This is a genomic window from Halomonas sp. 3A7M, from assembly GCF_014897875.1.
GTDB lineage: Bacteria > Pseudomonadota > Gammaproteobacteria > Pseudomonadales > Halomonadaceae > Vreelandella.
This window is the reverse complement of record NZ_JABUZD010000075.1, coordinates 24,379-33,023: the sequence shown is the minus strand read 5'-3', so window position 1 is coordinate 33,023 and position 8,645 is coordinate 24,379. Positions and strand designations below refer to the sequence as shown.

General features: G+C 50.2%; 7 protein-coding genes and 1 pseudogene. 3 read left to right on the top strand and 5 right to left on the bottom strand.

Annotation, left to right across the window (positions count from 1 at the left end; translation table 11 throughout):
• Nucleotides 1–588 precede the first annotated feature (588 nt).
• Together INT19_RS06855 and INT19_RS06850 are read left to right on the top strand one after the other, a co-directional pair.
• Nucleotides 589–2,124 (top strand): annotated as a pseudogene (locus INT19_RS06855) (class I SAM-dependent methyltransferase).
• A 128-nt stretch (nucleotides 2,125–2,252) separates the two neighbouring features.
• Nucleotides 2,253–3,596 carry a deoxyguanosinetriphosphate triphosphohydrolase gene (locus tag INT19_RS06850; RefSeq protein WP_193060210.1) on the top strand — a complete coding sequence of 448 codons (1,344 nt, stop codon included), beginning with the start codon at nucleotides 2,253–2,255 and terminating at the stop codon, nucleotides 3,594–3,596.
• Nucleotides 3,597–3,600: 4 nt separating this feature from the next.
• Here the strand turns inward: INT19_RS06850 and INT19_RS06845 are convergent, their stop codons facing one another.
• Genes INT19_RS06845 through INT19_RS06835 form a run of 3 tightly spaced genes read right to left on the bottom strand, consistent with a single transcriptional unit; the run spans nucleotide 3,601 to nucleotide 5,643 of the window.
• On the bottom strand, nucleotides 3,601–4,509 hold the full coding sequence (locus tag INT19_RS06845; RefSeq protein ID WP_089037272.1) for a nuclease-related domain-containing protein: 909 nt from the start codon (nucleotides 4,507–4,509) through the stop codon (nucleotides 3,601–3,603).
• Between the two features lie 58 nt (nucleotides 4,510–4,567).
• Nucleotides 4,568–4,942, bottom strand: coding sequence for a translation initiation factor Sui1 (locus INT19_RS06840; RefSeq protein ID WP_125744723.1), 375 nt, complete (start codon nucleotides 4,940–4,942; stop codon nucleotides 4,568–4,570).
• Between the two features lie 2 nt (nucleotides 4,943–4,944).
• Nucleotides 4,945–5,643 (bottom strand): HAD family hydrolase, encoded by a 699-nt coding sequence (locus INT19_RS06835; protein WP_193060209.1) that lies wholly within the window; start codon nucleotides 5,641–5,643, stop codon nucleotides 4,945–4,947.
• A 248-nt stretch (nucleotides 5,644–5,891) separates the two neighbouring features.
• Between INT19_RS06835 and INT19_RS06830 the strand changes: the two genes are divergently transcribed.
• Entirely contained in the window at nucleotides 5,892–6,215 is a 324-nt protein-coding gene (locus INT19_RS06830; RefSeq protein WP_193060208.1) for a hypothetical protein, read from the top strand.
• 95 nt (nucleotides 6,216–6,310) lie between these two features.
• Here INT19_RS06830 and fba read toward each other — a convergent pair whose 3' ends face one another.
• On the bottom strand, nucleotides 6,311–7,375 hold the full coding sequence (gene fba / locus INT19_RS06825; protein WP_193060207.1) for a class II fructose-bisphosphate aldolase: 1,065 nt from the start codon (nucleotides 7,373–7,375) through the stop codon (nucleotides 6,311–6,313).
• 64 nt (nucleotides 7,376–7,439) lie between these two features.
• The gene (locus INT19_RS06820) at nucleotides 7,440–8,609 is read right to left on the bottom strand and encodes a phosphoglycerate kinase (protein ID WP_193060206.1); all 1,170 of its coding nucleotides are present in this window, start codon (nucleotides 8,607–8,609) and stop codon (nucleotides 7,440–7,442) included.
• Nucleotides 8,610–8,645 lie beyond the last annotated feature (36 nt).

The following is an 8,645-nucleotide window of genomic DNA, read 5'->3' as shown; positions in this document are numbered from 1 at the left end:
AGTAGGTCATCGTCAGGCACTTATTTAACAAAGAACCCAGCCAACCGGCTGGGTTTTTTGTTTGCGCGGAAGAAAATCAATTAGGGACGTTCCCAAGTCACTGCACCGTCATTCCCGAGTGGGGTTATCGGGAATCCACCTTGACCTTGGCCTGCAACAGCCCGAAACCTCAGGCCAACATGGATTCCCGCTAAGGGCCTGCGGGAATGACGAGGCGGCGCGGAGGGCTGGGTGGCGTCATCGCCAGGTACTTATTAAACAAAGAATCCAGCCCATTGGCTGGATTTTTTGTGTGTGAAAGAAAGTCACTTAGCTGGCAGCAAAAAAAATTTACGAATTTATTCAATTATATAGTTAGTGATTGCGTAACAATCCTTCAAACTTCCCATCATCTCTCCAGTAGACCCAGTGGATCAAATACTTCACTATCAAGATTCTAACAACAGTGTTTGTGCCAGGGTTTATGTCATCGAGTGTGTGTCAGAGCTAGCAGAGCGATATGCGTATTTCTATCTGTTTCTCAGACTCTGGTGATAAGTGGCTTCGCTTAACAATTGAATAATACGCCATTGCTTGGGAGCAGGTGTTATGTTGGATTGGACGTCTGGATACATAGCGGATATTAATTATACTTATGGGTATTATACTGAACTTAATCCTTTGCGAATTGCGCTAGGATTTATCAACGCCGGTATTCGGCCGCCAAACGTTATTAATGCCTGTGAACTGGGGTTTGGTCAGGGCATTAGCACCAACATTCATGCGGCTGCTTCACAAATCAATTGGTACGGGACAGATTTTAATCCCCATCAAGCAGCCTTTGCGCAGGAGTTATCATCTATTAGCGGTGCTAATGCAAAGCTACATGATGATGCATTTGATGAATTTTGCCAGCGTGATGACCTACCTGAATTCGACTATATCGGCCTTCACGGCATATGGAGCTGGATTTCGGATGAAAACCGCGCAGTGATTGTCGATTTTATTCGCCGTAAGCTGAAGGTGGGAGGTGTGCTGTACATTAGCTACAACACACAACCAGGATGGGCAGCCATGGTGCCTATGCGTGACCTATTAGCCGAGCACGCGGACCTTATGAGTGCTCAGGGGGCGGGCACCATTTCGAGAATTGAAGACGCGATCACGTTTGCCGAGCAGCTGGTGGCCGTGAACCCAGAGTACTGTAATGCTAACCCCCAGATTAAGAATCGCTTAGCGAAAATTAAACAAGATAATAAAAATTACATAGCTCATGAATACTTTAACCGCGATTGGGAGCCGATGGCATTTGCTAAAATGGCACGCTGGCTAGAACCCGCCAAGATGGATTGGGCTTGCAGTGCGCGATATGTAGATGCCATTGAAAGTATTTAGTTAACCAATGAGCAACAGGCCTTAATTAATAACATTCCTAACCCGCTATTTCGCCAGTCGGTGCGTGATTTTTGTGAGAACCGTCAGTTTCGTACCGATTATTGGGTAAAAGGGGCGCGCCGCTTAAGTGGGCTTGATAAAGATGAAATGCTAGATGGTCTTCGCGTGATTATGGGAGTGCCACGTAAAGATGTGCAGCTAAAAATCGCAGGGCGACTGGGTAATTTTGACTTGCCTAGCAATATTTATACGCCGCTGCTAGATGCGCTTTCATCCTATCAACCGGTATTTGTATCCGAACTTTGGCAGGTTGCAAAAGAGCATGGAGTGGGGCGTCCTGCATTGAACAGTGCAATTGCCATACTGGCATCAAAGGGTATTATTTTGCCTGCCCAGTCCGACGATGATATTTCTAAAGTAGCGTCCAAGACTGGTCGACTAAATCGTTTTTTAATGAGCCAGTCAAGAAGCACGACTGAGTTGAGTTATCTCGCAAGCCCGGTGACGGGAGGTGGTGTCGCTGTATCGCTGTTCCATCAGTTTTTCCTGCTTGCCACGTTAGAGGGCGGCGAGGACGCTAAAACGTTAGCTAGTTTTGCATGGCGTATTTTGGCGTCTCAAAACAAATGCCTGCTTAAAGAGGGCAAGCCAGTTTCAGATGAAAATGAGAATTTGGCTGAGCTTGAGCGTCAGGCTGGTGATTTTCTAGACGCGCGGTTGCCCCTCTACCGAGCGTTAAAAATTATCTGATCAATGGGGCGTGCCACTGCCATATAACATGTGTGTAGCGACGTTTGCCGCTGCACGCATGTCTTGAGGTTGAAGGCGGTTATCTTGCTTGGATTTATGTCAAAATGTTGCTCTCACGGAGGAACGCTATGACACAGATGCAATGGGACCAGTTATTATCCCCTCAACGCCTTCACGATAAACGCCCTGGCGGTGTGCGTGAAGCAACCCATGAAATCGGGCGAAGTCCTTTTCATAAAGATCATGATCGTATCGTTTTCTCGGGCTCCTTCCGGCGTTTGGGTCGGAAAACGCAAGTGCATCCACTGACTGAAAATGATCATATCCATACGCGCTTGACCCATTCACTGGAAGTCGGCTGCGTTGGTCGCTCGCTAGGTATGATTGTGGGCGAGTTACTAAGGGACCGCCTGCCTGGCTGGATCACACCCGCTGACTTAGGGGTGATCGTTCAGACAGCGTGCTTAGGGCATGATATTGGCAACCCCCCTTTTGGTCATGCCGGTGAATATGCAATTCGTGATTGGTTTCGGCGTGCTCAACAAAGTGGCTTGCTAGATGGCTTGTCTGATGCAGAGCGTGATGACTTACTGACCTACGAAGGCAATGCCCAAGGCTTCCGTGTTATTACCCAAATTGAGTACAACCAGTTTAATGGTGGCATGCGGTTATCTGCCGCTACGTTAGGTACTCTGCTTAAATACCCCTGGACAGTACGCTACAGCGGGCGTGCTGGTAAATTCGGTTGTTACCAGTCTGAACAGGCGCTGTTAAAAGAAGTGGCTGAGGCTGTCGGGCTTCTTGCCCAAGGAGATCAGCGTTGGTGTCGTCACCCGCTTGCCTGGCTTGTCGAAGCGGCTGATGATATCTGCTACGCCCTGCTTGATTTAGAAGATGGCTTAGAGATGGGGATTCTTCGCTATGAGGAAGTGGTCGAGATACTGCGTCAGATCGCGGGCGAATTCCCTCCAGAATACGCTGAGATGGAGAGGCGGAAAGTATCTCAGCGGCGTCGAATTGCGTTACTGCGCGGTGCCGCTATGGAACGCGCGGTGAATGATGTGGGGGCGGTTTTTGTGCAGCATGAGCAAGCGTTGCTCAGCGGAACGTTAGGTCAGGATTTATTGGAGCTGTGTCATCCTGACCTGGGGTGGGGCGTTCAAGCGGCAAAGCAGTTAGCTCGTGAGCGCATTTTTCAAAATGAGCGCAAAGCCAAACTTGAAATTGGTGCCTATACAACGCTAGGGATTTTATTAGAAGCATTTATTGGTGCTGCTAATGAACTACATCACACAGGGCATAGCTCATTCAAGCACCAGCGCGTGCTGGCGTTGATTGGTGAAAACACGCCATTGCCGTCCTGGACGCTCTACGATAGCTATCGGCGCATGCTGGATTTTATTGGTGGCATGACCGATCACTATGCTGTTGATCTTGCGCAAGAAATGGGAGGGCGCTTGCGCGGTAATTAACCTTCTATACGGAGGGTTGACGCAGGTGCTTGAGCTCCATAAGGCGTGCACGTTCAATGAGTAGATGAATCACTTTATCGTGAATGGCATCGCTCATCTGGCCAGGGGTGAGCTCGGTTAGTTGACGCGACAGCTGCTCACCGCTAACGACTAATATATCGGGGGCAGCTTCGCTAGTATCAACGTCCCAACCCGGCAAAACCAATACACCTTGTACCGGCACAGGAACACCACAACGACGCTCAAGCCATTGCGTCAGCCAGCTAACACCCTGACGTGTTTTGTGCAGAGGGCGGCGTTCTTGCCAGTGAGGAAAACGTAGCCGCTCACGTTCAACGGCTACGCTATTTAGCTCCTTACCATTGCTACCAATCGCTAATGCTCGTGCACGTGTTTCTACCACGAAAACGCCATGTGGTGTGACAACGACATGGTCAATAGTAAAGCTATCGGTGGGGACGTCGTGAAACACATAATAAGGGTGGGCTTCTGGCCTCACCATGCGTTCAAGTTCTTGGCCAACGGCTAATTCACAAGCTAAACCGAGTTTAAGACGGCGAATGCGCTGGTAATCGCGCACAAGTAACAGTGAAAAAGCCAGTACTAACAGCGTGCTAAGTAAGCCATATAATGCCCACTCCAACCAGTCTTGCTTCTCCACAAACAGCATACGGCCCATGCCATACACCAGCGGGGCAAGGCTAATAATGGGACCGAGCGCACCATTTAAAAACAGGCTAGAAAAAGCTTGGTCAAGGCGGTGCCGCAGAGCTTGACCGGGTTCACGCAAGGGAGCATTAAAGGGAGACTGAACGCGTGCATCGTGAAGGCTACGCAGCGCCAAGACAATGCCACCCATGGCCGCCATGGGAAACAGAAAAATGAGTGGTAGCAGGTATTCTAACCAATTCATTGCAGTGCCTTGCCCTTTAGTGCTTTGCCTCAAGACAGAGCGCTATCACAGAAGTGTGTCAACCACCTGCTAATTTAACTTGGTAGCCTAACGATGTTAATGCTTGCTGTAACGTTTCCCGGTGATCGCCCTGAATTTCGATAATGCCATCTTTTACAGCACCACCGGTGCCACAGCGTTTCTTCAGTGTCTTAGCAAGCGTTTTCAACTCCGCATTGGAAAGCGGTATGCCGCTAATCGTGGTGACTCCTTTTCCCTTGCGACCACTGGTTTCACGTCGGATTCGTACAATTCCGTCTAAATTAGCAATGCGCGCTTGCTCGCTGGTATCTGCGCAGCGGCATTGGTCGATAGACTCGCGACAGCTTGGGCAAGTCTTGCCTTGTTCTGTTGAATACACAAGGCCGCCGAGCTGATCACGTAATGAAGCCATACTTATTTCTCTATTGAATGTTGAGGCACTGGTATCTGCCACTTTTCATGAGTAAGGCGCTCGACGACGACAGGAAGCTGATACATGTTACTGATCATAATAGCGCCTTCAGGTGTCGTTTCAGCGTCTGGGTAACGATTCAAGTGAATGACGGTCATGCCAGCTTGTAGTGCTGCCCTTACGCCAACGAGTGCGTCGTCGATGGCAATACAGTCACTTGCTGAAAAACCCATGATACTAGCTGCATGAAGGTGAAGACAGGGTTCTGGTTTCCAGCAGTTAGCCGTATAACCGCTGAACAAACGCTTCCCAAAGTAGCTGGCGAGGCCGGTTGCTTGTAAAGCAGTATGAATTTTGCTTTCTGGGCCATTAGATACAACCGCACTCGGGTAATTACTCAATACTTCAAGTGATTCATGGACGCCAGGAATTGCCTTCAGCTCGCTTGATAAACGATTAGCTAAGTTGGTTCGCATCGCCTGCTCCATGCTAGCTAATTGAGCTTCATCGACACTACCGTAACGCTGCTGTAACTCTGCCACAATTCGTCGAAAACGGGCACCTCGAAACTCGCCGAGATAATCGGTGGATTTAAAGGGTAAGCCTACCGAATTTAGACCGATAGCCATTTCTTCCGCTAGAAGTGGCTCGCTATCAACGAGGGTGCCATCACAGTCAAACAGCAAAAGTGGAAGCGGCATTGTCATTCCTTGCAACGTCTTTCGCGCTGCCCGTGTTAGTTTAAGCCGACCATACTGCTATTGAACGGGATTTTTAGCTCTTTGTGAACACTGTTTGATAATTTTTTACAGGTTTATATCTAGGGGCCCAAGGAAAGGGCTGAGTGATAGCCTCATTGCAGGGGCAGGAAGGGCTTTTTAAAGCAACAGCACTGATGGGTAGCCATGTTTAGACTAAGCTTTGATAACCACAAAAAAGGAGAGCTTCGATGCGATTTACACCTTGGGTGTTTTCAATTGCTTTCTGTACATCCCTACTGATGGCAGGGCAAGCGCAAGCCGAAACGTCAGATTCAGATAATACGCAGCACGACGCATTAGACGATGCGGCATTAGAGGAGAAGTACGGTATCAAGGCAGGAGCAGTTCAGCGAGATGAGCCCACTTCCAACGACGCTGAGGAAACCAGCGGCGATGAAAGTAACCATGCTGATAATGCAGAAGATACACAGGGAGGCACGGGAGGTACTGGTAGTGCCGAGGATGCAACCGAAAGCGGCGAGGGTGAGCAGAGCAACAACGATAATGAGTAGTGCTTTTAGCGTGTTAAGCGTCGCGAATTAGCGCTGCGCTGCAATAAAATAAGGCGACCAATCGGCCGCCTTAAGGGGAATGCGTGAAGAGAACGTTACTTCACTTTCGGTGCCAGCTCGCCGCGCTCGTAACGCTGGAACATTACTTCTAAGTTGACGGGTTTAATTTTGCTCGCATTACCAGCAGTGCCGAAAGCTTCATAGCGTGCAATACACAGGTCACGCATGGCGGTCACGGTTTCTTTAAGGAATTTACGCGGGTCGAACTCGGAAGGGTTCTGGGCCATAAAGCGGCGGACTGCACCCGTAGAAGCAAGACGTAAATCGGTGTCGATGTTGACTTTACGAACACCGTGTTTAATGCCTTCGATGATCTCTTCGACCGGTACACCATACGTTTCCGGAATTTGACCACCATACTGGTTAATCACTTCCAGCCACTCTTGTGGCACGGATGATGAACCGTGCATTACCAGATGCGTGTCGGGAATGCGCGCATGGATCTCTTTAATGCGTTGGATCGACAGGGTGTCGCCAGTGGGTGGCTTGGTAAATTTATAAGCCCCGTGGCTGGTACCAATGGCGATAGCCAGCGCATCCACGTGGGTTGCTTTGACAAACTCAGCGGCTTCTTCAGGGTCGGTGAGCATCTGTTCCATGTCCAGCTTGCCCTCGGCACCAATGCCGTCTTCTTCGCCAGCCATGCCCGTCTCTAAGCTGCCTAGGCAGCCTAGCTCGCCTTCAACGGAGACACCACAAGCATGCGCCATTTCTACGGCACGGCGAGTGACATCGACGTTGTAGTCATAGTCCATCGGTGTTTTACCGTCTTCACCCAAAGAGCCGTCCATCATTACTGAGGAGAAGCCGAGTTGAATGGAGCGCTGGCAAACAGCAGGGCTAGTACCGTGGTCCTGATGCATCACGACTGGAATATGCGGGAACTCTTCAACTGCTGCCAAGATCAGGTGGCGCAGGAAGGGGGCACCAGCATATTTCCGCGCGCCAGCAGAGGCTTGCACGATAACCGGCGAGTCAGTGGTGTCAGCAGCTTCCATGATGGCGCGCATCTGCTCAAGGTTATTAACGTTGAATGCTGGAATGCCGTAGCCATATTCGGCTGCGTGGTCGAGCATTTGGCGCATGCTGATCAAAGCCATGGGATCACCTTAGTTGGGTTGTATGTATGTACAAAGGCAGTGAGCGTGCCATTTGTTTAAAGATTTAACCGCGCTGAGCGGCAGCCTCGAGTGCGGCGACGGCAGGCAACTGCTTGCCTTCAACGTACTCAAGAAATGCGCCACCGCCAGTAGAGATATAGGAAACGCGGTCAGCAATGGCATATTTATCAATCGCTGCTAACGTATCACCGCCCCCAGCAATTGAGAAAGCGCTACTGTCGGCAATCGCCTGAGAAAGCACTTCGGTTCCTTTACCAAACTGATCAATTTCAAATACACCGACAGGGCCATTCCACAAAATAGTGCCTGCATTTTTCAGTAAGCTGGCTAAGTAGCTAGCGGTGTCGGGACCGATATCCAGAATCATTTCGTTATCGGCGACCTGATCAACTGGCTTGATGACAGCTTCTGCGGAATCAGAAAACTCAGTGGCAACGACGACATCCGTCGGTAACGGAATGGCTACTTTTTCCATGAGTGCTTTTGCCTGGCCGATCAAATCTGCCTCAAAGAGCGATTTGCCAACATTATAGCCTGCCGCAGCGATAAACGTGTTGGCGATACCACCACCAACAATCAGTTGGTCGCATTTGTCTGAAAGGGCGGTGAGTACGTCTAACTTGGTGGATACTTTAGAGCCGCCTACAATGGCTGTCATGGGGCGCGCCGGGTTTGCCAACGCTTTTTCAAGCGCATCAAGCTCTTGGGCAAGCAGCGGTCCTGCGCACGCCTGTGGCGCAAAGCGCGCCACGCCGTGAGTAGAGGCCTGCGCACGATGAGCCGTACCGAAGGCATCCATTACAAAAACGTCGCATAACGCTGCGTATTGCTTGGAAAGCTGTTCGTCGTCCTTTTTCTCACCGTTGTTAAAGCGCACGTTCTCTAGCAGCACAACATCGCCGTTAGCCAATGTTGGCGCTGTCTCGAGATAATCGCTGATCAGCGTAACGGGGCGGCTAAGCAACTCGCCTAAGCGCTCAGCGACGGGTGCGAGTGAAAATTCTTCAGCAGGCTCACCTTCAGTAGGACGGCCTAAGTGACTCATTAGCATCACTTTTGCACCTGCTTGAGCTGCTGCCTGAATGGTTGGCAGCGCCGCGCGAAGACGAGCGTCACTGGAAACACGTCCATGCTTGATCGGTACGTTAAGGTCTTCACGAATCAGCACGCGCTGCCCTTCCAGGGGCAGGTCGGTCATTTTTTGCACGTTCATGTGAGCGGTTTCCTCGTGTTCAAGCAGATGAAAAGA

Excerpts from the sequence above, each read along its gene's own strand:
- fba (WP_193060207.1), bottom strand. The coding sequence starts at position 7,375 with ATGGCTTTGATCAGCATGCGCCAAATGCTCGACCACGCAGCCGAATAT.
- INT19_RS06830 (WP_193060208.1), top strand. The coding sequence starts at position 5,892 with ATGCGATTTACACCTTGGGTGTTTTCAATTGCTTTCTGTACATCCCTA.
- INT19_RS06840 (WP_125744723.1), bottom strand. The coding sequence starts at position 4,942 with ATGGCTTCATTACGTGATCAGCTCGGCGGCCTTGTGTATTCAACAGAA.
- INT19_RS06850 (WP_193060210.1), top strand. The coding sequence starts at position 2,253 with ATGACACAGATGCAATGGGACCAGTTATTATCCCCTCAACGCCTTCAC.
- INT19_RS06845 (WP_089037272.1), bottom strand. The coding sequence starts at position 4,509 with ATGAATTGGTTAGAATACCTGCTACCACTCATTTTTCTGTTTCCCATG.
- INT19_RS06835 (WP_193060209.1), bottom strand. The coding sequence starts at position 5,643 with ATGCCGCTTCCACTTTTGCTGTTTGACTGTGATGGCACCCTCGTTGAT.
- INT19_RS06820 (WP_193060206.1), bottom strand. The coding sequence starts at position 8,609 with ATGAACGTGCAAAAAATGACCGACCTGCCCCTGGAAGGGCAGCGCGTG.